Genomic DNA, 25,579 nt, shown 5'->3' on the forward strand with positions numbered 1-25,579 from the left:
TAATTTTCCACCAATTAGCACCTTTAAGTTTGGCTAACAGCTGATAACAAACCGGAGAGAATGTCGAAAATCTTCAATATTTGAATTTGCCGTCTAGTTAGATTGAAACTTCATTTTGAAGAGAACTTAGATATGACCAAGATAAATTATTTAGCAGAAGCGCCTAAGGCCATGCAAGCTTTAATCGAACAAGAAGAGTATTTAAAAAGCCAATTTAGTCAGCATCCAAGTTTGGGCATTAAACTTTTAGAGTTGGTTAAGCTAAGAGTATCGCAGATAAACCAATGTGCCTTCTGTATTGATATGCATCGTAAAGGCGCGATTAAGGCAGGAGACAGTTGGCAACGCCTTAACTATACGTAAAATTGTTAACAGCGAAGCATGTTTAAGGTGTAAGTATTCCGCGCTCTTCAAACACTTGCTTGGCTACTAACATGCCGTTAATTGCGGCTGGAAAACCGGCATACACAGCCATTTGTAAAATCACCTCGGTAATTTCTTTGGGACTACAGCCTACATTTAAAGCGCCATGGATATGAACCGCTAGTTGCGGAGCACAGTTGCCCATGGCGGTAAGTGCTGAGACTGTGGCTATTTCTCGAGACTTAAGATCTAAGTCTTGGCGGCTGTATATGTCTCCAAAGGGAAACTCTATGGTGAACTTGGCGAGATCTGGACATATAGTGGCAAGGCTTTCTATTACTTTGTGACCCGCTTCGCCGTCTATTTCGCTTAGCTTGTCAAAACCGCGTTGGTATCGAGTTTGTTCCATGGTTTACTCCAATAACTTAATGTCTAAGCATTAGCCTAGACCTTGGAGCTAAGTCCAAGTCAAGCTAGAGTTTTAACTTGGGTTGGATAAAGTCGATAAAGGCGGTGATACGCCGAGCAACCGCAGACGATTTGTAATACACCGCATTAACTTGGCGACGATGGCTATCACTAAGTAAAAATGAATCTAGCACGGTAACGGCTTTGCCCTGGCTAATGTCTTGCTTGATCATAAAGCCTGACAAACACGCAATGCCGTTGCCCGCCAATACTAACTGACGAACGGTTTCCCCGTTGCTGGCTGTAACACTAGGTTGCAATGAGTCAAAGCCTTTCAAGGGCCAATGATTAAGCACTTTAGCGCCGCTAAAGCCGATTAGTTCGTGTTGATTAAGCTGGCTAACTGTTTGCGGTACACCACGTTTAGCTAAGTATTCTGGCGAGGCAACAATATGTAGTTCGCTAGCGCCAAGCGGGCGAGCATGTAAAGTTGAGTCAGTGAGCTTGCCAATGCGGATCGCCAGATCGGTTTTTTTCTCAAGTAGATCGACAAAACCTTCGTTTGAGCTCAGCTCTAAATCGATGTCTGGGTAGGCTAGTTTAAATTCACCAATTAGCGGCACTAACTGATGCAATACAAAAGGGCTAGCTGCGTCTACCCGTAGGCGTCCTTTGGGCAGCTCTCCGCGAGAGATAATGTCTTCTTCGGCTTGTTGAATTTTGGCTAAACCAGCACGTACAGATTCTATAAACTGACGGCCCTCGTCGGTTTGCTCAATTCGCCGGGTAGTGCGGTTGAGAATGCTAATACCCAACTGCTTTTCTATTTTGCTTACCGCTCGTGACACTTTAGCCACTTGAATATCAAGCACATCTGCTGCTGCAGAGAAACCACCACAGTCGACGACTGCGATTAAAATTTCAAGATCGTCGGAACGGTTTTTTAGGCTAAACATTAGTTAATCTACCTAGTGAAACAACAAAAGTATTCACCTAATACTAGTGGTTTTTAGAATAGTTGTCTCAATGTATTGGACTTATTGCTTACATTTTTTACAAAAGTATTTTGTAGAAGCTACTGTTTTTAACAAAGGTTGTCTCGCTAATAATGGCCGCCATCAGGTTGCTGCTGCAACTATCAATGGATTACGAGAGAGATGATTATGCCTTTAGCTTTATTCGCACTTACTTTAAGTGCTTTTGCCATTGGAACCACCGAGTTTGTGATAGTGGGTTTAATTCCGACTATGGCGCAAGACTTAGCGGTTTCTTTACCTTCTGCCGGTTTGTTAGTGAGTTTATACGCTTTAGGTGTTGCGGTTGGCGCACCTGTCTTAACCGCGCTCACCGGCAAGTGGCCAAGAAAACAAGTGTTGTTAGCGGTAATGAGCTTGTTTGTAGCGGGTAACTTGCTGGCTTGGCAAGCACCTAGTTACGAAACCTTAGTTGGTGCGCGAATACTCACTGGACTCGCTCACGGCGTGTTCTTTTCTATTGGCTCCACCATTGCCACTGGCTTAGTAGCCAAAGAAAAGGCCGCCAGCGCCATCGCGATTATGTTTACCGGACTTACCGTTGCTTTAGTTACCGGTGTGCCTTTAGGTACTTATATCGGCCAAAACTTTGGTTGGGAAACCACCTTTTTAGTGGTGGCTATGTTGGGCTTAATTGCGCTTATCGGTAGCGCACTATTAGTACCTAGCAATTTAAAGCAATCACCGGCTACCAAGATTAGCGAGCAAGTTAAAGTACTCACCGAACCACGTTTACTGCTGGTATATGCGATTACCGCAATTGGTTACGGCGGCTCATTTACCGCATTCACCTTTCTAGCGTCAATTTTGCAAGATGTGAGCGGGTTTAACGCCAATGCCATTAGCTTAATTATGTTGGTTTATGGGGTATCTGTAGCCTTTGGCAATATTTGGGGTGGTAAAATGGCCGACCGTTTAGGGCCAACAAAAGCACTTTCTTGGATTTTCTTAGGTTTAGCCTCGGTACTGTTGGTATTCAATTTTACTGCGGTAAATCCAATTGCAGCGGTATTAACCATTTTGGTGTGGGGCGCATTTGCCTTTGGTAATGTACCTGGCTTGCAAGTATATGTGGTGAAACTAGCTGAACAGCATACCCCAAATGCAGTGGATGTTGCCTCTGGTTTAAACATTGCCGCATTTAACGTGGGCATCGCAATTGGCGCGTGGGGCGGCGGCATGATTGTAGCTAACGCGGGTGTGGAACATACGCCGTGGGCAGGTGCAGTTATCGTATTAGGCGCTTTATTGCTAACCCGCTTAAGCGCGGCTTTAGACAAAAAGTCGACTGTTAGCGAAACCCAGGTGTGCCAAGCAGCTTAAGCGAACTTGATTAGGCCGCTTAGTAAGGCCAGTTATATTGCCGCTCACTTAATGTGAACGGCATTATTGTTTTAGTCAGGCTTTTATCTTCGTAACCTGAAAATAAAGCTTACTTAAACTCGGGGCCTTACCTATACATTTTCTCAATATTGAAAAATAGTTGGGCTTTGTTGAAATAGAAGCTAGTGATTGTAGGTCTTTGTTTGGCGTGAAGAAGTACTAAAGTGCTTAGTTCGACTACGCTTAAACAAGATCCAAAATCAGGGAGTTAGCTTTGAAAAAGCACATACCACTTATTCTATCTATTTACGTTGCCTTTGTTTTTTTACAATCTTTATTCTTTAAGTTTGCCGGTTGGTTTGGCAGTCCAGCAGACATTACTGTGTATATTTTTGATACCGTTGGGCAGTGGTTGCGCGATGGCTTGGGTTTGAATCTTATTGGCGATTTGTTTGGCCAATATGGAGAAACCGTTATTGGATTAGCCGAATTAGTGGCGAGTATTCTTATACTGCGTAAAGTAACGCGTTTTTACGGAGCACTGATTGGTTTAGGTGTGATGTCTGGCGCTATATTTTTTCACATTTTTACCCCGCTTGGCCTGTTCCCATATACCGACTTAAGCTGTTTGCAAGAAGGCTGCCCTAGAGAGTATCCCTTGTTCTTTATGGCGATTGGAGTATGGCTAAGCTGTGCCTATCTACTCTATCTAGACCGCAGCAAAGTACTTGGCAAAGCGGAGTAATACCGAACTATAAAAAAGGCACCAGATTTGGTGCCTTTTTTATTTAGCGGGTGTAGCCGTTAAATTCTTTTTCGTGGCCGATAGTCGACATAGGGCCATGTCCGGGTAAAAACTGATAGGCATCATCAAGTGTATAAAGTTGGGTTTTGATGGCGTTGATCAGAGTAGGGTGGTCGCCTTTGGGGAAATCTGTTCTACCAATCGAGCCGTTAAACAATACATCGCCAACAATCGCCAGTTGGTTGTCGTGGTCGACAAACACTACATGACCAGGAGTGTGTCCAGGGCAGTGGCGCACTTCTAGTTTTAACTCACCTACTTCAATCACTTCACCGTGTTCTAACCATTGATCAGGGGTAAAGCTAGCCACTTCTGGAAAACCAAACATTTGGCATTGCATGGCCATTTTGCTTATCCAGAAATCATCATCTTTATGTGGGCCAATCAGCGGCACTTGATAGCGTTGCTGAATAATGCTGCTTGCGCCTACGTGGTCTAAGTGACCATGGGTTAGCAGAATTTTTGTTACTTCAACACCAGCCTTTTCTACCGCTGCTTGAATCAATTGCGGATCACCACCTGGATCGACAATCGCAGCTTGTTTGCTTTCATCACACCAAATAAGGGTGCAATTTTGTTGAAACGGAGTAACGGGAATAATTTGGTAAGCCATCTTAGTTAACTCTTATTGATTACAAGCCTAGTGTACGTATGTAGATGAAATTTTCTATAGTTTGTAATAACTAAGGCACCAATTAAAGTGGCTTATGTTTATAATGGAAATAAGCCCAACAGATTGGAGAATCACTTGAATATCAAAGATATTATGCAAACTCGAGTTGTTACCGTAGGCATGGATCAGCGGCTATTCGATATAAAAGACATTTTTGATAATGTGAGTTTTCATCACTTAGTGGTACTTGATGATGAAGACGCCGTAGTTGGCGTTCTTACTGAGTCAGATTTGTTAGCCTCACTTAGCCCCTATTTGGGGAAAGCGGCAGAAAGCCAACGCGACGTACATACCTTAACCCAGCGAGTTCATCATGTTATGACTCGCCAGCCTTTGTGTTGTGACCCTACTACCAGCATTAGCGATGCCGGCCGTAACTTGGTGGATAAAGGTATTAGCTGTTTGCCGGTAATTGATGAGCATCGCAAATTGTTGGGCTTAGTCACTTGGAGAGATGTTCTCGCTTGCCTATTAGTTAATAACGACAACTAACAATGACAAGTACTCCTCTTAACCCGCCTGTGATGTTTATGGGCTGTACCAGTGATGCGGGTAAATCCTTGGTTTGTGCCTTGTTTTGCCGCCACTTAACTAATGCAGGTTTAAACGTTGCGCCGTTTAAAGCGCAAAACATGAGTAACAATGCAGCGGTAACTCAACAAGGCGGGGAAATCGGCCGCGCTCAATATCTGCAAGCCATTGCCGCAAAGCAAACACCAAGCATTGATATGAATCCGGTGTTGTTAAAACCACATAGCGAAAAAGGCGCTCAGGTAGTGGTGAATGGTGAAGTAAGCCATGAGCTGTTAGCTAAAGACTGGCACCAACGAAAATCGGTTCTTTGGCCAGCAGTAACTGCTAGCTTGGCTCGCTTGCAACAGGATTATTCGCAACTGGTGATTGAGGGAGCCGGAAGCCCAGCCGAAGTTAATCTGCGTAAAAGTGATATTGTAAATATGGAAGTGGCCTTGCACTGCCAAGCCTCGGTTTACCTTATTGCTGATATCGACCGCGGCGGTGCCTATGCGCACTTGCTAGGAACATGGATGTGTTTAAGCGCAGAAGAGCAAAAGCTTGTAAAAGGTTTTGTGCTAAACAAGTTTCGTGGTGAGCAGGCTTTATTGCACGATGCCAATGTGTGGTTAGAAGAGAAAACCGGCATACCGATAGTGGCAGTTATTCCCTGGACCGAGCACCAACTACCCGAAGAAGACAACTTTTTTCACCGCAGTGTTTGGCAACCCAATTGTTTGAATATTGCGCTAATTGTTTATCCTTATGCCAGCAACTTAGATGAGTTTGATCCTTTGGTGTATCAACAAGGGGTGAATGTTGTTCCGCTCCGAGAACACCAAGATTTAAGTCACTTTGATGCGATTATTTTACCTGGCTCCAAACATGTTGCCGCTAGTCGCAAGCACTTGGCAAAAACCGGTTTAGACCAGCAAATCATTAACGCTGCAAAACAAGGCGTTCGAGTAACTGGTATTTGCGGAGGATTACAAATTCTTGGGGAACACAATCTTGATCCGAACTCTGTAGAAGGTGAAGCATTTAAGGGCTTATCGCTACTTCCCCTTACTACAACATACTCCAGCTTAAAAACTACAGTTCAACGTAGTATTGATTTTGGCGATGAAACAATACAGTGCTATGAAATTCATCACGGGCAAACTCAGTGTTCAGCCCAGTTAGATAGCTTTGTTGAGCAAGCAACTGGTTGGCAGCTAGACAACGTGCAAGGATCCTATCTGCATGATTTGTTTACTAATCGAAAGGTTTGCCAAGACTGGCTAGAAAGCCTTGGTTGGCAAGGGAAGTGCGAAGACTGGAATCAGGTACTAGATAATGAACTAGACAGGCTATGTGACAAGTTAAGCTTGCCACTTAGCCAGCTATCCGAACAGCTAGGCTTAACCAAGCCTTAGTTTGAAAACCTTTAGTTTACCCAGCCTTGTTCACGGTAGTAACGCAGGGCGCCAGGGTGAAGTGGGGCGCTTAGATTAGTATTGATCATTTGTTCTACATTGAGTTCTGCAAGAGCAGGGTGCAAAGAACGAAGCGTATTCAAGTTTTCAAAAATTGCCGCAACAAAGTTATATACGGTTTGTTCCGACAGTTGCTTATCGGCTACTAAGGTTGCACTTACACCAATCGACGATACATCGCTAGGGTTGCCATGGTAGGTGCCCCCTTTAATGGTGACAGGTGAAAAGTATTCGTACTTGTCAGCCAAAGCCATAATGGTTTTTTTCGATAAACTCAGTAAATTAGACTCACACATTGTGGTTGCGCGGGTAATCGAAGTATTGGGGTGGCCGACTACGTAGATGATTGCATCGGTTTTGTCTCCACATAAGGCACGACTTTGCTCGTCTGGCTTGAGGTTAGTAATTTTAGAAAAGTCAGACTCTTGCCAATTTAATTGCTGCATCACCACTTGCATAGTGGAATATTGGCCAGAACCCACTGGACCTAAGTTAATAGCATGGCCTTTTAGTTCATCAATTTGCTTAACATCTAAATCGGCATTTACCAATACAGTTAAGGCTTCTGAATAAAGGGAAAGCAGTGAGCGTAGTTCGCTATATGGACCTTGTTCACTAAATTCACCAGCTCCTTGGTAGGCTTGCCAATGAACGTCTGACTGAACGATGGCTAAGTCAATGTCGCCACTTTGTAATGCTTCAATATTGTCGCTAGATCCACCAGAGCTTTCTGCAGTACAGCTTAATTTTCGGTGTTCGTTGCTTTGTTCAAGAAGTCGGCATAACGCGTTGCCAGTTGGGTAATAAACACCGCTTACGTTACCAGTGCCTACAAATAAGTACTCATTGCTATGCGCAAGGTTTGCGTTGATCGCCAGTGCAGCAGTCAACAAATATAGAGAAAATCGTGTCATCTTATCACCCAAAAATGTCTTCTTTCCTTAGAATAACCTAGCCAATATACACAGTTATTTAGTAAAACGCTTGTTCGGGCGGCTAAGTTGTGAGCTGGAAAACCTTTGATTTTTCTTGTTGTTAAACTATTTAAAGGCAAAAATGACTGGGTTTAGAGTAAAAGCACAGATATTTTGGCCGAATATTTTTGATCTAGTTAAACAAAGCGCTGTTTATGTTTCGTTTAGTCCCTCGTTGCCTGACAATAATCCGTTATAATCATTTCAAGTTATTTATCTATGGTTAGTTGCTTGGCTTTATTACCTCCCTCTCAATATACATTAGAAATTTGTTGTTATAGTGAAGATGACATTATAAGTGCCATTCAAGGCGGCGCTACACGTATCGAGTTATGCGCAGGCCAGCGTGATGGTGGCACCACACCAAGCTATGGCGCATTACTGCAGGCGAGTAAACACCTGTCAAAAATAGACATAGTGGTGATGATCCGCCCGCGTGGTGGGGACTTTTGTTATACCCGCAGTGAGCTTCAACAGATGGTCGAAGACATTAAGCTAGTTGAGCAGTTGGGTTTTAAAGGAGTGGTATTTGGGGCACTAACGGAGCAAGCTTCAGTTGATCTCGATGCCTGTAAGTTGCTTATTGCAGCCGCAAATAACCTAGTGAGCACTTTTCATCGAGCCTTTGACTGTACAGCTAATCCTACTATTGCCGCAAAGCAACTCAGTGATTTAGGCATAGATAGAGTGTTAAGCTCAGGACAAAAGAACCACATTGAGCAGGGTTTAACATTGCTACTAGCCCTACAGCAACAGCATCAAAATATAGAATGGATCGTCGCGGGCGGGGTTCGTGCTCACAACCTAGCCATGCTTAAAAAGCAGGGAGTAAAGCACTTTCACAGTGCCGCCTCTGAGCCGTTAATTAGCAAATTTGATACCCGCTATGCCTTGGCAATGGCCGCAGATAAGGATCCACAATTGGAATTGCAGCGCGCACAAGTCTCTCAACAGGAAGTCAGCGCCATGGCCTTGGCTTTAGAGCGTAATTAACATGCTGCCAAACTTACTGCATAGAGTTCGCCATTTTGTCTACTACCTAGCCAGTTCCTTAAAGAATCGCGGCATAGCGATGTTTGGAGCTTATTTGTTGGTACAGGCTAGCTGGCTCGCCATATTTGCGCCTTTGTCGATAGTGGTGAGTGAAGCCTTGATGTCTTGGTATGGACTTAAGGGCGTTGCCAACCAAGAGTTGTTGGCCTTCTTCCTATCGCCCAGTGGTTACTTGTTTGCAATCTGGCTGGTGGCTATGGCTTTGTTTAACTTCTTTTTACAACAAGGCGCGTTAACCCTGTTGCTTGCACAGCACGAAGTAAACAAGCGCTCGGTGTCGCAAGCGATCCGTTTGTTGGTGAACCGGGCGTGGACAATTGCTAGGTTGGCATTTTTGCAATCAGCCTTGCTGATTAGTATTAGCTGTACCTTGTTGTTTATTGGCCGTTGGTTGTTTGGCTTAATGCTTGCCGACTGGGATATTAACTATTATCTCGACCAGCAACGAAATCAGCTTTGGTTTTATTTTGCTGCCTTAAGCATAGGTGGTTTACCTTTAGCTGTTTGGCTTGGGTCTAAGTGGCTTAATTGGTGGTTTGCCTTGCCATTTTGCATGCTGCAAAAAAAGCCCCTGCTGGCGCAACTCAAGGATTCAACCCAACTCAGTATTGGCCAACGTAAGTTGATCTTGTGTTTGAACCTTGCTTGGTTTGCCTTACGTACTTCTGTGTTTGTTGCGGTGATCGCCGGTTTTATTTGGTTACTTCGCATTAGTTTAAATTGGTGGGCGCCAGAAGATGTTACTCCTTTAGCCTTGTTTTTGTTTAGTGCAACAGTGCTAGCGGGTGGCTCTATTGTTAGCTTCCTAGACACTTGGCTATACGCAAGTATTCAATTTTATCTGTTTAAGGTATTAGCTAAACAACACAAAGAAAGCCTGAGCAAACACCACCAACAAGTATTGAAAGAAAACCACCGTGTGCATTTAGGGCTACGGTTAATTTTTATCGCTGTCTTGCTGTTGGGCGCCAGTGAAATGAAAGAAGAAGTCGCTGCGTTTAACCAGCGTTTTAGCGAGCCAAGTACCATGCTTGTAATGGGCCACCGAGCTGGAGGTTGGTTAGCCTTAGAAAACAGTTTAGAAGGCTTACAAAAGTCGATAAACCTTGAATTGCCAGTGACGGAAATAGATGTTCAATTAACCGTTGATGGTCAAATAGCGGTGGTGCACGACCGCGATTTACGCCGCCTAACTGGCAGTGATTTAGTGGTGCCAGAAAGCTCATTTGCGCAAATTCAACAAGCCTTTGTAGATGCTGGTTTTAGCCAACCACAGGCTTTACCTTACTGGTTAGAAAAGAGCGCTAACAAGATTACTTTAAACATTGAACTTAAACGCTACGACAGTTCTTTAGCCTTGGTACCTGCGCTGTTAGATTCACTAAAAGAATATCCATACCCGGTCATCATAAGTAGTTTAGATATTGAGCTACTTGAAGAATTAAAGCAGAAAATTAGCGGTACCGAATTAGCCGATAGAATTAGTACGGCCTTTATTGCGGCTGCCAGTTTTGGTGAATCGGCTGTGCAACAAAATGTTGATATGTTGATAGTGAACCAACAATGGGTAAACGCCTGGCGATTATTCAGTGCGCAACAGCGAGGCCAAGAAGTACACGTATGGACAGTTAACAATGCTGCAGACGTGGAGCGGCTTTATTATTTGCGGGTAAATGGGGTGGTTACCGACTCGCCGATTATGGCTTTAGAAACATTAGAACGACTTTACGGCTTAAGTGAAGTTGATCATATAGTAAATAGTTTGCGCTATTGGTTAGCACTTTAAACAAGATGCTAGCTAAGGATTATGGTCATCCTATTTGGGTGCTAGGCCAAGCTCGTCTAGCTTGAACAAGATTTCTGTTTTGTGTTGTTGTTTAATCTCTTGCCAGTGACGATCTTCTCTTGCGCCGATAATGGCATAGATAGAATTTAAACCGGTACCTTTTACTGTTGATTTCAAGCGAGCATAAAGCTGGTAAGGGTCTATAGCCATAAAATCATCAACGGAGTGGATATTGACCTCTGCCAATATTTCTTCACTGCGTGGACCAAAGCCTTTTAAATCTCTCAAGCGCTTTGGCTTAGCTGATGTTTTAGTCATGCTGACTTTGACCTCTTAGCGAAAGCTTGAAGAAATTTTCAAAGGCTAACCAACGCTGTCGCTGCTCTTCAACCGTGCTTAAATAGAAGCTTAGACTCTGCTTGGGGTGTCGTTGATTCAAGGCAAACAAGTCCAAGCGCGAGATACAGCCTAATTTGGGATAACCGCCAATTGTTTGCCTATCGACAGACAGGATTATTGGCAAGCCATTGGGCGGTATTTGTACTGCGCCTAAAGCAATCGCTTCTGACTCTTTAGTAAGTGGAACATCCTTTATCGCCGAGCCATTTAGCCTTAGTCCCATTCGATCACTTAAGTCACTAAGTTGATAGTCTTGTTGCAAAATTTGTTGCCGTTGCTGCTGACTAAATGAATGAAACTGGTAACCCGGAATAAGCGCGAGTTTTAAGTGCTCTTTATAGCTAGGAATATAACGATTTGGTGTTTGTTGCACTGGAGTGGAGTCGAGTTGCTTAGCACTTTTTAGCGGATAGAAGAGTTTGTCATTTGGTTTTAAGGCGCGCCCGTTAAAGGGACCTAAGGCCTGCTTAGGTGAGCTGCTTACGCTATCAAGCTCGCTGTTTAGTATAAAGCCGCCTTGTATCGCTAAGTAGGCTCTTAGCCCCGAGCGACTGGGGCCGAGATGCAAAGTTTGACCCGCTTCAACTCGAATACTTTGCCAGCTAGCGATTTGGTTGTTGTTTGCTTGTGTAGGTTCAAGGCTAAGCGGCATGGCTGCACCACATACTGCTACTAGGCATGCCTGCTCAAAATGCAACTTTGCGCCACCAAAGGTGATTTCTAGGGCAGGGCTGTTAACGGGATTACCTAGCAAGCGGTTGGCCCAATTAAAGGCATGTTTGTCTGCTGGCCCCCCTGGACTTACGCCAATATGTTGAAAGCCGATACGCCCGTGATCAACAATTAACATTTGTGGTCCGCTACGAAGTACAGTGAGTGAAGCTGCTTTAGTCACTGCTGCCTCCGTAATTGAGAAATTCCTTATAAGTGAGTTCAACAAAGCGTACTTGGTCACCCACTTCTAAGGGACACATTGGTTCGACATTCTTATCGAATAACTTAATTGGGCTTTGGCCAATAATATGCCAGCCGCCGGGGCTATCGCAGGGATACACCGCACTCATATCTTCCGCTATTGCTAAGCTGCCAGCGGGTACTTTACTTGCTGGAGTGGACTTACGAGCTAGACTTAGCTGTGGGCTTAATCCGCTTAGGTAAGTAAAGCCGGGCATAAAGCCAATCATCTTTACTTGATAAACACCTTGCTTATGCAGCTCAATAACCTGATTAACACTTAGTTGCAGTTGCTGAGCTACCGCTGATAAATCAGGTGCAAGCTGCTGTGCGTAGCAAACAGGGATTTCAAAAGTTTGCTTAGATGAAGGTCTGCCTAGTTGTAGCTCAAACTGTTGAACTGCCGCGCCAATTGATTCGAACTGTGTTTGGTTATTGCCAATGCAAAGTAGGGTATCGCTGGCCACGATTATATCGCTGATGTTGTCTAGCTGATCCTTTAAGAAGCTCGCTAATTGTGGAAGCGCTTGGCAATGGCTGACTGAATGGCTGCTTATTAATACGCTATCTTCATTCACGTAATCGATGCAATACATAGTGATTAGTCGATGTTTGACATTTGAATTTGTTTTTTGATGGCTTGAACCAGCTTAACGGCTGCTTGATTGTCGCCATGAACGCATAAGGTGTCGGCCTCTACTTTTAGTAAGCTGCCGTCTGCACAACGTAAGCTTCTTTGTGAGAGCAACAAACTTACTTGCTCTAACAGTTGTTCTTTACTGGTAAGAAGCGCTCCAGCTTGGCTACGTGCTTGTAAGCTTCCATCGCTTAGGTAGCGTCTGTCGGCAAAGGCTTCTTTAATTAGCGATAGTTGGTATCTTTCTGCTAGCTCGCTAATAAAGCCTTGGCATTGGGTTGCATGTACCATTAGCTGAGGAACCTGATTCAGCCCGGTTAAGGCTCTGCAAACAGATTCAAAAATCTCAGGATTTTTATGCATGTCGTTGTATAAAGCGCCATGTGGCTTCACATAGCTCAATTTAAGCTGGTGAAACTGACATAAGGCATCTAGCGCGCCAATTTGCGTTAGCACTAGGTGAGTGAGTTCATCGGCTTGGTAGGGGATGGATCGGCGGCCAAAACCCGCTACATCGGCGTAACTTGGATGCGCTCCTATAGTTACATCATACTGCTTGGCAAGGGCTAAAGTTTTGCTCATCACATTGGGATCAGAAGCATGTCCACCACAAGCTATATTGGCAAGATCAACGTGGGGCATGAGCTGCTCATCAACTCCCATTTCCCATACGCCGAAGCTTTCTCCCATATCGCAATTTAGTAACATCTATCTTCCTTAACGCAGCGTTTTACAGTGTTGAATAAGTAGCTTTGAAAAGTGCTGACCCGCTGGGCCTAGTTGTTCTGGGCGTGGCACCACTAGGTAAGTCACCAAAGATTTTGCCGCACCGCCACTTACATTAAGTTCAACTAAGCTGTCATCTTCAAAGTGAGGTTGAGCAATATGCAGCGGCAGCCAAGCAAAGCCTAAACCCTGTTTAAGTACCTCTACGACTCGGTGAAAACTGCTAAACGTCCAGCGTTGTTCGGCTCGTAACCAGCCTCTCTCTTGCTGAGGGTTTTTGCCGGTATCGCGGATCACCAGTTGAACATGTTGTATTACTTCGTCGATAGAAACCGGCTGTGGCATTTTGGCGAGTGGGTGATTTCGATGAACAACAGGAACCAAAGTGACTACGCCAAGCCGTTCTCCCAAAACACCCTTAGGCAAATAAGCAGTGATCACTAAATCAACTTCGCCCTCGGCGATTGCATCATCGGCACCACTTACTACAGTATCAATGACTTCGACACGGGTACCTCTGCTTTCAGGTAAAAAGGCTTTAAGTGCTTTGATAACCGGAGCTTGCGGCTGAATGATTTCACAAGCCAAGCTCAATTGAGGTTCCCAACCTTGCTCTAGACTTGCGGCGAGCAATTCAAGCTCTTGAATGTTCTGGCTAAGCAGCTTACTGCGCCTAAGCATTACTTCGCCCATTGGGGTTAAGTAGGCTTTACGACCTTTTACTTCAAGCAACTGAATGCCCAGCAAGTTTTGCAACTTACTAACGGCGTGATTCAGTGAAGATTGGCTTTTATTTAGCTGGCTAGCAGCCTGGGCGTAGCCGCCATAATCAACCACGGCTTGAAATATTCGCCACTGTTCAATAGTACTTTTGGCGCGAAATGGCTTGCTCATTGCTACTATCCTAACAGCTTATTTAGCTTGCGCATCTAAGCTAGTGCCGGTTACGCCGATACTGGCATCGCTCATCAGGTATAAGTAATTGGGCATAATATCTAATGGTGTTTTTAGCGTTTTTGGATCTTCACCGGGATAAGCAGTGGCGCGCATCAAGGTGCGGGTTGCCCCTGGGTTAATACAATTGCTGCGTAAACCGGTTTTATCGAACTCGTCTGCAATTACCTGCGACATACCCTCAACTGCGAACTTAGATACTGAATAACCACCCCAATAAGCACGGCCTTTTTTACCAACACTTGAAGACGTAAATACTAATGAGGCATTGTCGCTTTTAAGCATTAATGGCACTAAAGCTTGGCTAAGCAAGAATTGAGACTTTACGTTCACCTGCATCAGCTGATCCCAAAGATCTTCTTCAATTTGTACGTACTGGCTTAAAACGCCCAAGTGAGCAGCGTTAAGAAGAGCACCATCTAAGCGGCCAAACTGATTTTCAATGGTGGCTGCCATATCAAGGTAGTTTTGTTGAGTTGCGCCCTTAAGATCAAGAGGAATAATGGCTGGTTGCGGCGCGCCTAAAGCTTCGATTTCATCATATACAGCTTCAAGCTTTTTTACTGTTCTTCCTAGCAAGATCAAGGTTGCGCCGCATTGTGCAAAGGATAGAGCCGCTTGGCGGCCAATGCCATCGCCCGCGCCGGTTACTAGGATGACTTTGTTTTCTAGCTCATCACTGGCTGCTTGGAAGTGTTGAGGAGAGGTTTCCGTGCTCATTTTTTGTTCCTGTAGATGTGCGTTGGTGCACAAATATTTGATTAACAATTAAACAAGTGTTTAACGCCTGGTTAGACCTGTTGCAAAAATGTAAACAAATGTTTAAGGTTTCTTTGAAAAACATACTATAAAAAAGGAATTAGCTAATATGCGTATGTCCCGAATAGCTACAGCAGTTACTCTATTAACATCAGTTACTATAGCGGGTTGTGGTAGTAGCAACTCGCCATTTGATTTTGGCAATGATATCACGCCAAATGAGCCAAACTCAGTAAAAATTCGCTTCAATCCTCTTACTGGTGATGTATCTACACCCAATAACTTGTTGTTTAACGGTAGCTTAGACGGGACGATCAACTTACCAAGCGAAGCCGATATTAGCGTAACTCAGCAGTATCAAGATATTACCAACGTACTAGGCGCGTTAGATGGTTGGCAAACCAGTGTGCCGTTTTCAATCCCCTTAGCTTACGGCGATGATGACGCAGAGTTCAATGAAGAAATCGATACTAAGTTAGATGCTAGCTCTTTCCCAGCCGGCGTATTGTTGTACAAAGTTCGTGCTTCTGGTTTTGCCGATACTTGTGCTGACGTGACTGAAAACGGTGGTAGTTTTGTGGCAGGGCAAACATGCCGCGTTGATGAGCAACTTGTTTATGGTGAAGACTACGTCGCTACTTTTAGTGATGGCAGCTTAATCGTTACACCTTTAGTGCCATTTACGCCTGCTACTTCGTACATGGTGGCGATCACTGACCAGCTGTTAGATGAAAATGGCCGCAGTGTTGCCGCTGGAGACGCGTACCAACTACTTAGCTCTCCAATTACTGCTGATGATGATGCTACAGTTCAAAGTTTGAAAGGTTTAACTGCAGTCAATAATGGCTTGTTAGCTGCTGAAGGAGTGACTGCAAACGTGAGTTACTCTGCAGTGTTTACCACTCAATCTGTTGGAGGCGTGTTAAGTACGTTGCAACAGGTCTATGGTGGAATGGCGCTTAACAACTTGTTACCAATGAGTGCACTTGTTGATACGGGAACTACGGCGCAAGACGTTGCAAATGCAGCATTAGGCACCAGCCAGCCGGGCTTTGTTGCTGCTAAGTACTTCAAGTCTACATTGGCTGTTCCTTACTATTTATCAGATCTAGATAATCCAGATCTTACTGGCGCTGATGTAAACAAATGGGCGCAAGCCAAAACCGATAGCCCAGTAGCCATTTTACAACTGCTGCAAACTAATGCTGACTTTGCCGACCAAGGTAGTGCTACCAGCTTTTGGGCGCAAGCTGGCGCTAAAGGGTTTGACGTAGCCACATTTGGTGGCTTAGTAGCTGGCGGTGATACAACAAGTGCTGGGCAAATGCTTGCTCAAGCTGAATTAGCGGGGCTAACTTACATGGAAGATGGCGAAACTAAAGCAGTTGATGCTCATCGTCATTTAACTGTTTATAACCCTGTTCCCGAAACCAAGAGCATGGCTTCGTTAGAGATAGACATTTACCTACCAGATGAAACGTTAACTGGCCAAGCGATGCCGGCCGAAGGTTGGCCTGTGGTTATCTTCCAACATGGAATTGGTTCAGTTAAGGAAACTGCCGCGGCAATTGCTGCAAGCTATGCCGCTCAGGGATACGCAGTGTTGGCAATGGACTTACCTTATCATGGTAGTCGTGGTATCGATTTAACCGGTGATGGCAATCCAGAAATTAGCGCAACGGGTGACCCTCAAGTTTTTGCTAATTTAGGTAGTTTTTTAAGTATTCGAGAAAACTTACGTCAATCAACTGCTGATCTACTGGCAGTGCGGGCTGCCTTACAAGCCGCTGGAGCACCTGCAGAACTAGATGGAAGCAAAGTGCATTATGCTGGTCAGTCATTAGGTGCAATTGTAGGTGTTGGCCCTGCATCTATTGCTGATACAGTAAATGTAAGTGGTTTTGACATAGACTACAGCCTACAAAGCGTATCTCTTAGTGCACCAGGAGGCGGTTTAGCGGGAGTTTTCCAATACTCGCCAAGTTTTGGTCCTACGGTTGAAGCCGGTTTAAAGTCTAACCCTGGTTATTTAGCTTTGGTTGCAGCTGGTCTTGGCTTTGAAGACAACGACACTGCAACAGCCCTTGAGCAGTTTGCGGTTTATCAAGCCACGTACCCAGAGGCAGCACAGCTCGTTATTGATTCTAACTATCCGGCTTTCGCGTCAATTTTTGGCTCTTTAGCGCAAACAGTGGTAGACGGAGTAGACCCACTTAACTACGCGCAGTCAGGGTTTGAAATGCCAGTACTAGTCCATGAGATAGTCGGTGACGGTAGCGAAGGCAGTGGTGATCAGGTAATTCCAAACAGTATTGCAACTTTACCCTTAATTGGCACTGAGCCGCTAATCGCTTCTATGGGCTTAGAGGGCACAGAAGTAACGTCTGCGGGTAGTTATGCCGTTCGCTTTAGCCAAGGTTCACATAGCTCGCTAATTTCACCAACCGCTAACTTGGCTGCCACGGTTGAAATGCAAACTCAGTTTGTTAGTTATGCAGTAAGCGCAGATGCTGGTAATGCAAGTGTTGTAGTGAGCGACAGCTCGGTGATTGCTCCCGTTCAATAAGCATCAAGTTAACGGTTCTAAGGCCTGCATCGCGCAGGCCTTTTTTGTTACTTGGTTCAGTGTGCAAGCTATGGTACTAATAGCAGCTCGAAAATATGAGGGCAGAAGTTTGGATTTTTTGATTGAGTTTGGATTGTTTTTTGCGAAGGCCTTAACGATTGTTATCGCCATTATAGCTGTAGTTGTGGTTGTGATTGCCGCCTCTTCTAAAACTAAGCACAAAAGTGGTGAGCTTGAAGTGACTGATTTAAGTGAGCAACACAATGAGGTTGAGGAAAAACTTAATCATAACCTCATGAGTAAAGAGCAACTTAAACAGCATAAGAAGCAACTAAAGCAACAACAAAAAGAAGAAAAGAAAAAAGGCGAAGAACAAACTAAACCACGATTGTTTGTTATCGACTTTAAAGGCAGCATCGACGCTAAAGAAGTCGCTAGTTTGCGAGAAGAAGTATCTGCGGTACTTATTACCGCCAAAGCAGACGATGAAGTGCTGCTGCGCTTAGAAAGCGGCGGAGGCATGGTTCATGGATACGGTTTAGCTGCTTCACAACTAAAACGTATTAAAGCTAAAGGCATTAAGCTAACTATTGCGGTTGATAAAGTGGCAGCAAGCGGTGGCTATATGATGGCCTGTATTGCCGATAAGATTATTGCTGCGCCATTTTCTATCGTTGGCTCAATTGGTGTGATTGCGCAATTACCAAACTTTAATAAGGTACTAAAGAAAAACGACATCGATTTTGAGCAGGTTACTGCTGGTGAGTTCAAACGCACCCTAACGATGTTTGGCGAAAATACCGACGAAGCACGCAAAAAGTTTCAATCTGAATTAGAAGAAACTCACGTATTGTTCAAAGAGTTTGTTCAGGAGTTTCGCCCGCAACTAGATATATCTAAGGTCGCAACAGGCGAACATTGGTATGGCACTCAAGCCTTTGGCCTGGAGCTAGTAGATGAAGTTTCTACCAGTGATGACTACTTGATGCAGCAGTTTGAAGACAAGCAAGTCGTACAGTTTAAGTACCACACTAAGAAGAAGCTGGCCGAAAAACTAAGCCAAGCAGCTAGTGTTGGGGTAGAGCGCGGCGTGATGAAAATTATGCAGTCTCAAACTTGGGATTGGACCAAGTAATAGCAGCTAACAACGCTGAGAAAAAAGCCTGATATTACATCAGGCTTTTTTGTTTCTAGCGTTTTTAAGCTTGTTGGAATGGGTAAACCGAACCTAGATGTAAGATTTGAGTCAACTCATCTAAAGCAGTGTTAACTTCAGTTATAAGCTGCGGATCGCGTAGATCATCAAATGCTAAACTATCGCGATAATGCTTATCAACCCATTGATTTAATGTAGCAAATAGCTGCTCATTCATGATGGTGTGTTGGTTCACTGCGGCCAGTTCCATATCATTTAATGCTACGCGCAAACGCAAACAAGCAGGCCCACCACCGTTGCTCATACTCTGTTTAACATCAAAGTAATGCACTTGTTTAATTGGGGTATCACGGCTTACTAAATCTTCCAAATAAGCACTAACTTGGGCTGATTCTTGGCAGTTTGTTGGTGCAATAATGGCCATTTCACCCGGGGCTGTGGTCACAATTTGAGTATTAAATAAGTAGGTTTTCACCGCTTCGGCTACGCTTACTTCTTTGTCGTTAACTTCAATGAAATGTAGCTCATTATCGCCGAAACGCTGCTGAATATGCTGTAATTGGAGCTGAGTATTTAAAAACGCTTGTTGATGATAAAACAACACATTTTGGTTACCTACAGCGATTACATCATTATGGAAAACCCCTTGGTCAATTACCCCTGGATTCTGTTGCATGAAAATCGCTGTGTCTTGATCTAAGCCGTGTAAACGCGCCACTGCTTGGCTTGCTTCTAAAGTTTGTCTGGCTGGAAATTTTGTTGGCGCTACTACGCTACTATCGGCGGCTGAACGGCCATAAACAAACAGTTCTAAGCCCGCTTCTCCGTAGTTTGAACATAAGCGGGTATGGTTGGCCGCTCCTTCATCACCGTAGTAATCGTTCTCTGGCAAATGTTGATGGTGTTCAAAGTATTTCGCATCGGCAAAAACTGCCTTCAAAATATTGCCAGTAACTTGTGGCTCTATGGAGCGATGCAGTTTATTGGTTAGGTTAGCCGGTGTGAAATGAACTTTACCGTTTTCAGTATCTGCGCTAGGCGATACAGTGGCCGCATTGGCGGTCCACATGCTGGATGCTGAATAGCTGGCGAGTAGGGCATCTGGATCTTTTTTTGCCGCTTGTTGTAAAACTTGGCTATCGTTACCGGTAAAGCCGATACGACGAAGAAGGTTGAGGTCGGGACGTTGTTGAGGAGCTAGCACCCCTTGGGTAAGCCCTAAGTCATGCAAGGCCTTCATTTTTAGTAAGCCTTGCTTGGCAGCTTCTTTAGGGTTTGAGGCATTTTGGGCATTGGATAAAGAGGCAACGTTGCCGAATGAAAGACCCGCATAATTGTGGGTTGGGCCAACTAAGCCGTCGAAGTTGACTTCAAAATGTTTCATAGTCTTCCTTTTACTACGCTCACTTAAAAAATGAGTTATCTTTTATTGAAAAATTTGACACCAATGGTTATTTATATTGGCAGAAAAAGAAAATCAAGCGTATAACACTACGCTTTACTGGGATTTTCAGATGTTATCAGTTTGTATCTTGGTGGTCGAGTGCTTAATTAATCGCCCAATAAACCAAAGATGCAAAAAAGTTATTGACCTATGCTAAGTCTCGAGCAATATAAAAAAGAACGAACATCTATTACTTTCCGTCAATAGGCCAAGTTGATGGACACAATGGTAAAAAGAAAAATATGAGCAAATCTCTGGTAATTGTAGAGTCACCAGCAAAAGCAAAAACGATTAACAAGTACTTGGGTCGCCAATATGTGGTGAAATCAAGTGTCGGTCATATTCGTGATCTGCCTAGCAGTGGTAGTGCAACCAATAAAAAGAAAGCTGCGCCTGTATCCACTAAAGGATTAAGCGCAGAAGAAAAAGCCAAATTAAAAAAGGCGAAAGATAAGAAAGCGCTAGTAGCTCGAATGGGTGTGGACCCCGAAAAGGACTGGAAAGCCAATTACCAAATTCTTCCTGGCAAGGAAAAAGTAGTTAACGAGCTTAAAACTCTCGCAGAAAATGCCGACACCATCTATCTCGCAACCGATTTGGACCGCGAGGGAGAGGCAATTGCTTGGCACTTAAAAGAGATTATTGGCGGCGATGATAGCCGCTTTAAGCGCGTGGTATTTAACGAGATTACTAAGTCAGCAATTAAAGACGCGTTTTCGCAGCCAAGTGAATTAAACATGGCGCGAGTAAATGCTCAGCAAGCTCGTCGATTCTTAGACAGGGTTGTGGGTTACATGGTATCGCCGCTGCTTTGGAAAAAAATTGCCCGTGGTCTATCTGCTGGCCGAGTTCAGTCGGTAGCGGTTCGACTAGTGGTTGAAAAAGAACGCGAAATTAAAGCGTTTGTGCCGGAAGAGTATTGGGACATTCATGCTGATTTGAGCACTCTATTGGGCGAAGGATTTCGTTTAGAAGTTGCTAAAGAAAACGGCAAAGCGTTTAAACCAGTCAACAAGCAGCAATCAGAAGCTGCTGTTTCTACCTTAAAAAGTGCCGATTACCAAGTTGTTAAGCGTGAAGATAAACCGACACGTTCAAAACCAAAAGCACCTTATATTACCTCTACCTTGCAACAGGCCGCTAGCACCCGACTAAGTTTTGGTGTTAAACGGACCATGATGTTAGCTCAAAGGCTCTATGAAGCGGGTTACATTACCTATATGCGTACTGACTCAACTAACTTGAGTAACGACGCTGTAGAGGCTGCTAGAGGCTATATTGGCGATAATTTTGGTGCCAAGTACCTTCCAGAGAACCCTATACGCTACTCAAGTAAGGAAGGTGCTCAAGAAGCGCACGAAGCGATTCGTCCTTCAGACGTTAACGTAACTAGCGCACAATTAGCTGGTGTAGACGCTGATGCAGCTAAATTATATGACTTAATTTGGCGTCAGTTTGTAGCCTGTCAAATGACCGATGCGCAATACGATGCCACTACGGTAACAGTCAGCGCGGCTCAATTTGAACTGCGTGCGAAAGGTAAGATTTTACGCTTTGATGGTTGGACAAAAGTACAACCAGTGGGTAAAGCAAGTAAAGCCGAAGATGGTGTGCTACCAGCGGTTAGCCAAGGCGATAAGCTTAACTTAGTTGAGCTGGATCCTAAGCAGCACTTTACTAAGCCACCGGCGCGTTTTAATGAAGCGTCTTTAGTTCGTGAGCTAGAGAAACGTGGTATTGGTCGTCCGTCTACTTATGCATCAATCATTTCAACCATTCAAGATCGCGGATATGTTCGCACTGAAAGCCGTCGTTTCTACGCGGAGAAGATGGGTGAAATTGTTGCTGAGCGTTTAACTGAAAGCTTCCAAGACTTAATGAACTATGACTTCACCGCAGAGATGGAAGAGCGTCTCGATGAAGTAGCCGATGGCAACATTGAGTGGAAGCAAACACTTAACGAGTTCTATAAAAACTTTAAGAAGCAATTAACGGTTGCCGATGATGATGAAAAGGGGATGCGCAGCAATACCCCGGTTCTAACCAATATCGAATGTCCAGATTGTGGCCGACCAATGGGGATCCGTACTGCTAGTACAGGTGTATTCCTGGGTTGCTCCGGTTACGCATTGCCACCTAAAGAGCGTTGTAAATGCACCATCAACTTGATCCCAGGTGAAGAAGCAGTTGCTGCCGAAGCTGAGGAACAAGAAACCGAAGCATTGCGCGCAAAAGAGCGTTGCCCGGTGTGTGGCACGGCCATGGACAGTTACTTGATAGACGAAAACCGCAAGCTGCATGTGTGTGGTAATAACCCTGATTGTGAGGGTTATGTGGTTGAACAAGGTAGCTTCAAGATTAAAGGCTATGACGGCCCAATTGTTGAGTGTGAAAAGTGTGGCAGTGATATGCAGCTACGCACTGGCCGTTTTGGTAAGTACATGGCGTGTACTAACGACGCGTGTAGCAATACCCGCAAAATATTGAAGAATGGTGAAGTGGCTCCACCACGAGAAGATCCGGTTCATTTGCCGGAACTGCCTTGTGTAAATAGCGACGCCTACTTTGTGCTGCGCGATGGTGCTTCTGGTATCTTTATGGCAGCGAGTAACTTCCCGCGCTCACGTGAAACCAGAGCGCCTTTGGTAGAAGAGTTGAAGCGATTCAAAGACCGTTTGCCAGAGAAGTTCTATTACTTAGCCGATGGACCAACGGAAGACCCTGATGGGGTGAAATCTTTGGTTCGTTACAGCCGTAAAACTAAAGAGCAGTACTTAAGTACCGAGGTGGAAGGTAAACCCACTGGCTGGCGAGCTTACTTTAGTGATGGTAAATGGACCATTGAAGATAAGCGCAAAAAACCTAAAGCCAAGAAAAAGGCTTAAGTAAATAGAATAAAAAAGGAAGCACTTAGCTTCCTTTTTTATTTGTTTATAAGCCTTAGCTGTTTAGCTGCAGTTGCGCTAGCTTTTTGTCCATGGTGGCTTTTAGTAGCTTATACAGCAAAATAGAGGCATCAATTTCTTCTTTGCGATTGGTAAGGCTTTCTATGTTTAACCCTAAAGGGATCCCAAGCGGTAGAACGGCTTCTAAAATCTGCACTAAGTTGTTGTAACAAATTAGGATTGATTCTTTTAGAGGCTTGTCTGCATTAAGAATTCGCAGGCTAGTTGCCTCTGGCACTGATATCCCCAGCCATTCGATAAACTCTAGTGTTTTAGCACTGCCACAAGGCGAGAAGGTAAGAATGATTCGCTGAGGGTGCTGATCGTTCTCGGAACATTCATGCGCGTAACGCGTTAGCATGTCGATAGTAGCTTGTGCGTTGTAAACTGCTTGAGTAACAAAGTACTGGCACCCTTGGGTTGTTTTGTGGATCAACCTAGCATGTTCATCGCCCTTTTTAGCATGGCGCTCTGCAATGGTAACGCCGCCTAAATAGAATTCTGGCGCATGATTTTCGATTGCTTTGTAAGCATCAGCTAAGCTCAGCTGAATGTCGTTAGTGGCTGCTGGGCTGCCAACTAATACTAAATCGCGGATCTCAAATTGGTGCCACGCTTCTTTTAACCAGCCAACAAAATCTTGCTCGTTTCGTTGAGAGACACTTTTATAAGTAATTACCGAACGCTCACTTTTATGCATAAGCAGCTGCGCATACATACGCGGATCATGGGTTTGCATATACGGAAATGGTCTTGGCTTATCGATGCGGCTGCTTTCGTCTTGAATGTCGTAAACAATTAAGCCGTCGTATTCAATTTCGTCTAAACGAGACAGTAATTTGTCTGCGATATCGCTAACTTTTTCTATGTCGGTTTTTTGCTTTGGCGGGGTAGTACCTATGAAGTAAACCCCATGGAAAGGGTCACTAGAAATTTGCTCAAGTGTTTTACGCATGTTGTGTTTGCTTTATTTATTTAGTTGGCGATATTTTCGCACAGCTTTGAGCCGCAGGTCTAACTTTCTAGTTAGGCTGCTAGGTCAAAGCTAGTGAATAATTGAGGGGGCTTACCACTTTTTCTTGGGTTGAAACAATACATCCAATTCGTCTGTTTCTTTTTCGGCAAGATCTTCTGCTTCTTGTTTGCTGTCAGATTTGAGTTTGTCACTCATTTCTTGATTCATTCGACGCATGTCTTGCAGCTTTTGCTCTAAGTAGGCATCGCGGTCAGAAATATTACTCAAGGCTGCAATGCCTTTATTAAGTAACTGACGAGCTGTACCCCATTGGCGTAACGCTTGCGCTTCTACAGCCCGCTTAAGAGCATTTTCAATGTTTACTTTAAGCTGCATTAATTCTAAGCGTCGATCTTCTAGAACAAATACTTGGGTGTTTAAGCGGCCTTTGGCGTGCTCTGAGCGAACCACTGCGCGGATTTTTTTGACTATCTGCAGCATTTGCAGGGCATCTTTATCAGTGTCAGGTGCTCTAAAAGCACTGTCACTAATTTCACTAGCGTTTTTAATTTGGCTAAGCTGACCTTTGGTTGCGCGAATACGGTTATTCAAGCCTTTAACGCTAGGGTCAGTGGTTCTAATTTGATTGAGGGCTTCTAGCATTCGTTTATGCAGAAGCTCTACCAACTCTTTGCTATAGGGCAAAATAGAGGAATGCAGTAGCAATTCTTCCGTTTCGTTAATAATTGCCTTTTGTTTGGCAATTGCTACACGGCGCTCGGTTTCTTGCTTTTGTTTAAATTGTTGAACCATGTTGTAGGCGATAACTAAAAATAACAACGCGCCTACGCCAAGCAATACTAAGGTAAATACCATATTTAAACCGAAAAATTTCCTAAGTGTTTGTGCTACGGGAGATATAAACTAAAACGGCTACCACCTAAAGAGCTGCCATTTTCTAGTTTTATTTTACCTTCCTTGCCCGAATTTATATGTGCTTTAGCGATCAATTTTGCGAAAAACAAACCTAAACCGCTACGATTTTTAACAAAATTTATTTGCGACGCTACTTCTATATTTGCCAAGTCGATAATGTCTTGAGGAAACCCCTCACCGTCATCATCAATTTGGATACATAAATAGTTATCGGCTTGTTTTGCAGATATTTTAATTTGTTTTTTAGAATAACGAAGTGCGTTCACTACAATGTCATTAAGTAGGTAATCCACCAGTACGCCGTCAAAGTACCAACTTAACGATGACTCTACGTCAATCTCAACATTCATTTCTGCTTGTTCGATGAAGGTTTGATTTTTGAAGTAGATGTCGTTGAGCAAGTCTTCGAGATATTGCTCCTCAATGGTCATTGGCATTTGCTCTTTTTCAAATCGATACAAAGCCAATAACTGCATCAAGCTACCGTTTAAGCGTGATACCTCGTAATGTAAACGCGAAAGCTCTTCGCTGTCTTCTCTGCCTAACTGCTTAGAGCGGATGGCGATGGATTCTGTAGACTGAGTCAGCATACACAGCGAATTTTTCATATCGTGAACTGCAGTGGCTAAAACTGATGAAAAATCTAGCTTGTCGTTTACTGGCATGTTGAGTCCTTATAAGCACGTTATTGCAGTGTAACCGAAGCCCAGCTTTGTCGCAAAATCAACTACTTCCAAAATA

The 25,579-nt window shown here is 44.1% G+C and carries 24 protein-coding genes; 10 read left to right on the plus strand and 14 right to left on the minus strand.

Annotated features, from left to right (window positions below; translation table 11 throughout):
* Window positions 1-132 precede the first annotated feature (132 nt).
* Complete coding sequence (locus G6R11_RS20255; RefSeq protein ID WP_163134910.1) at window positions 133-363, plus strand: carboxymuconolactone decarboxylase family protein; 231 nt, start codon at window positions 133-135, stop codon at window positions 361-363.
* 22 nt (window positions 364-385) lie between these two features.
* On the opposite strand, the gene G6R11_RS20260 is transcribed toward G6R11_RS20255, so the two are convergent.
* Together G6R11_RS20260 and G6R11_RS20265 are read right to left on the minus strand one after the other, a co-directional pair.
* A complete protein-coding gene (locus G6R11_RS20260; RefSeq protein WP_163134911.1) occupies window positions 386-772 on the minus strand; it encodes a carboxymuconolactone decarboxylase family protein in 387 nt (128 codons plus the stop codon).
* A gap of 64 nt (window positions 773-836) precedes the next feature.
* Complete coding sequence (locus G6R11_RS20265) at window positions 837-1,727, minus strand: LysR family transcriptional regulator (protein WP_163134912.1); 891 nt, start codon at window positions 1,725-1,727, stop codon at window positions 837-839.
* 207 nt (window positions 1,728-1,934) lie between these two features.
* Here G6R11_RS20265 and G6R11_RS20270 point away from each other — a divergent pair, with 207 nt between their 5' ends.
* A complete protein-coding gene (locus G6R11_RS20270; protein WP_205472978.1) occupies window positions 1,935-3,128 on the plus strand; it encodes an MFS transporter in 1,194 nt (397 codons plus the stop codon).
* Window positions 3,129-3,402: 274 nt separating this feature from the next.
* Complete coding sequence (locus G6R11_RS20275) at window positions 3,403-3,873, plus strand: hypothetical protein (protein ID WP_163134914.1); 471 nt, start codon at window positions 3,403-3,405, stop codon at window positions 3,871-3,873.
* A gap of 43 nt (window positions 3,874-3,916) precedes the next feature.
* Here G6R11_RS20275 and G6R11_RS20280 read toward each other — a convergent pair whose 3' ends face one another.
* The gene (locus G6R11_RS20280) at window positions 3,917-4,546 is read right to left on the minus strand and encodes an MBL fold metallo-hydrolase (protein WP_163134915.1); all 630 of its coding nucleotides are present in this window, start codon (window positions 4,544-4,546) and stop codon (window positions 3,917-3,919) included.
* 135 nt (window positions 4,547-4,681) lie between these two features.
* Here G6R11_RS20280 and G6R11_RS20285 point away from each other — a divergent pair, with 135 nt between their 5' ends.
* Together G6R11_RS20285 and G6R11_RS20290 are read left to right on the plus strand one after the other, a co-directional pair.
* Complete coding sequence (locus G6R11_RS20285; RefSeq protein WP_240352515.1) at window positions 4,682-5,098, plus strand: CBS domain-containing protein; 417 nt, start codon at window positions 4,682-4,684, stop codon at window positions 5,096-5,098.
* Window positions 5,099-5,100: 2 nt separating this feature from the next.
* Complete coding sequence (locus G6R11_RS20290) at window positions 5,101-6,534, plus strand: cobyric acid synthase (RefSeq protein ID WP_240352516.1); 1,434 nt, start codon at window positions 5,101-5,103, stop codon at window positions 6,532-6,534.
* Window positions 6,535-6,545: 11 nt separating this feature from the next.
* On the opposite strand, the gene G6R11_RS20295 is transcribed toward G6R11_RS20290, so the two are convergent.
* Window positions 6,546-7,508 carry a TAXI family TRAP transporter solute-binding subunit gene (locus tag G6R11_RS20295; protein ID WP_163134916.1) on the minus strand — a complete coding sequence of 321 codons (963 nt, stop codon included), beginning with the start codon at window positions 7,506-7,508 and terminating at the stop codon, window positions 6,546-6,548.
* A 291-nt stretch (window positions 7,509-7,799) separates the two neighbouring features.
* Here G6R11_RS20295 and G6R11_RS20300 point away from each other — a divergent pair, with 291 nt between their 5' ends.
* Window positions 7,800-8,561, plus strand: a complete 762-nt coding sequence (locus G6R11_RS20300; RefSeq protein WP_163134918.1) for a copper homeostasis protein CutC — start codon at window positions 7,800-7,802, stop codon at window positions 8,559-8,561.
* 1 nt (window position 8,562) lies between these two features.
* On the plus strand, window positions 8,563-10,407 hold the full coding sequence (locus tag G6R11_RS20305) for a glycerophosphodiester phosphodiesterase family protein (RefSeq protein WP_163134920.1): 1,845 nt from the start codon (window positions 8,563-8,565) through the stop codon (window positions 10,405-10,407).
* A 30-nt stretch (window positions 10,408-10,437) separates the two neighbouring features.
* On the opposite strand, the gene G6R11_RS20310 is transcribed toward G6R11_RS20305, so the two are convergent.
* Genes G6R11_RS20310 through G6R11_RS20335 form a run of 6 tightly spaced genes read right to left on the minus strand, consistent with a single transcriptional unit; the run spans window position 10,438 to window position 14,797 of the window.
* Entirely contained in the window at window positions 10,438-10,725 is a 288-nt protein-coding gene (locus G6R11_RS20310) for a TfoX/Sxy family DNA transformation protein (protein WP_163134922.1), read from the minus strand.
* Complete coding sequence (locus tag G6R11_RS20315; RefSeq protein WP_163134924.1) at window positions 10,718-11,701, minus strand: biotin-dependent carboxyltransferase family protein; 984 nt, start codon at window positions 11,699-11,701, stop codon at window positions 10,718-10,720. The genes G6R11_RS20310 and G6R11_RS20315 overlap by 8 nt, the downstream gene beginning before the upstream one ends.
* Window positions 11,694-12,356, minus strand: coding sequence for an allophanate hydrolase subunit 1 (locus tag G6R11_RS20320; protein ID WP_163134926.1), 663 nt, complete (start codon window positions 12,354-12,356; stop codon window positions 11,694-11,696). Before G6R11_RS20320 ends, G6R11_RS20315 begins: the two co-directional genes overlap by 8 nt.
* Before the next feature lie 5 nt (window positions 12,357-12,361).
* The gene (locus tag G6R11_RS20325) at window positions 12,362-13,105 is read right to left on the minus strand and encodes a 5-oxoprolinase subunit PxpA (RefSeq protein WP_163134928.1); all 744 of its coding nucleotides are present in this window, start codon (window positions 13,103-13,105) and stop codon (window positions 12,362-12,364) included.
* A 9-nt stretch (window positions 13,106-13,114) separates the two neighbouring features.
* Window positions 13,115-14,017, minus strand: coding sequence for a LysR family transcriptional regulator (locus tag G6R11_RS20330; RefSeq protein ID WP_163134930.1), 903 nt, complete (start codon window positions 14,015-14,017; stop codon window positions 13,115-13,117).
* Between the two features lie 18 nt (window positions 14,018-14,035).
* Window positions 14,036-14,797 (minus strand): YciK family oxidoreductase, encoded by a 762-nt coding sequence (locus tag G6R11_RS20335; protein WP_163134932.1) that lies wholly within the window; start codon window positions 14,795-14,797, stop codon window positions 14,036-14,038.
* A gap of 148 nt (window positions 14,798-14,945) precedes the next feature.
* On the opposite strand from G6R11_RS20335, the gene G6R11_RS20340 reads away from it, so the two are divergent.
* Together G6R11_RS20340 and sohB are read left to right on the plus strand one after the other, a co-directional pair.
* The gene (locus tag G6R11_RS20340; protein ID WP_163134934.1) at window positions 14,946-17,402 is read left to right on the plus strand and encodes a VolA/Pla-1 family phospholipase; all 2,457 of its coding nucleotides are present in this window, start codon (window positions 14,946-14,948) and stop codon (window positions 17,400-17,402) included.
* Window positions 17,403-17,511: 109 nt separating this feature from the next.
* Window positions 17,512-18,537, plus strand: coding sequence for a protease SohB (gene sohB, locus G6R11_RS20345; RefSeq protein ID WP_163134936.1), 1,026 nt, complete (start codon window positions 17,512-17,514; stop codon window positions 18,535-18,537).
* Between the two features lie 64 nt (window positions 18,538-18,601).
* Here sohB and astB read toward each other — a convergent pair whose 3' ends face one another.
* Window positions 18,602-19,942: an N-succinylarginine dihydrolase gene (astB, locus tag G6R11_RS20350; protein ID WP_163134938.1), complete on the minus strand. Its 1,341-nt coding sequence runs from the start codon at window positions 19,940-19,942 to the stop codon at window positions 18,602-18,604.
* 302 nt (window positions 19,943-20,244) lie between these two features.
* On the opposite strand from astB, the gene topA reads away from it, so the two are divergent.
* Window positions 20,245-22,887: a type I DNA topoisomerase gene (topA, locus tag G6R11_RS20355; RefSeq protein ID WP_163134939.1), complete on the plus strand. Its 2,643-nt coding sequence runs from the start codon at window positions 20,245-20,247 to the stop codon at window positions 22,885-22,887.
* A 55-nt stretch (window positions 22,888-22,942) separates the two neighbouring features.
* On the opposite strand, the gene G6R11_RS20360 is transcribed toward topA, so the two are convergent.
* The 3 genes from G6R11_RS20360 to G6R11_RS20370 form a co-directional block, all read right to left on the minus strand.
* Entirely contained in the window at window positions 22,943-23,902 is a 960-nt protein-coding gene (locus tag G6R11_RS20360) for a methylenetetrahydrofolate reductase (RefSeq protein WP_163134940.1), read from the minus strand.
* A 111-nt stretch (window positions 23,903-24,013) separates the two neighbouring features.
* Window positions 24,014-24,778, minus strand: coding sequence for a DNA repair protein (locus tag G6R11_RS20365; protein ID WP_163134941.1), 765 nt, complete (start codon window positions 24,776-24,778; stop codon window positions 24,014-24,016).
* A gap of 32 nt (window positions 24,779-24,810) precedes the next feature.
* Entirely contained in the window at window positions 24,811-25,503 is a 693-nt protein-coding gene (locus G6R11_RS20370; protein WP_163134942.1) for a sensor histidine kinase KdpD, read from the minus strand.
* Window positions 25,504-25,579 lie beyond the last annotated feature (76 nt).

The sequence above is a fragment of the Agarivorans sp. Alg241-V36 genome, from assembly GCF_900537085.1.
Taxonomy (GTDB): domain Bacteria; phylum Pseudomonadota; class Gammaproteobacteria; order Enterobacterales; family Celerinatantimonadaceae; genus Agarivorans.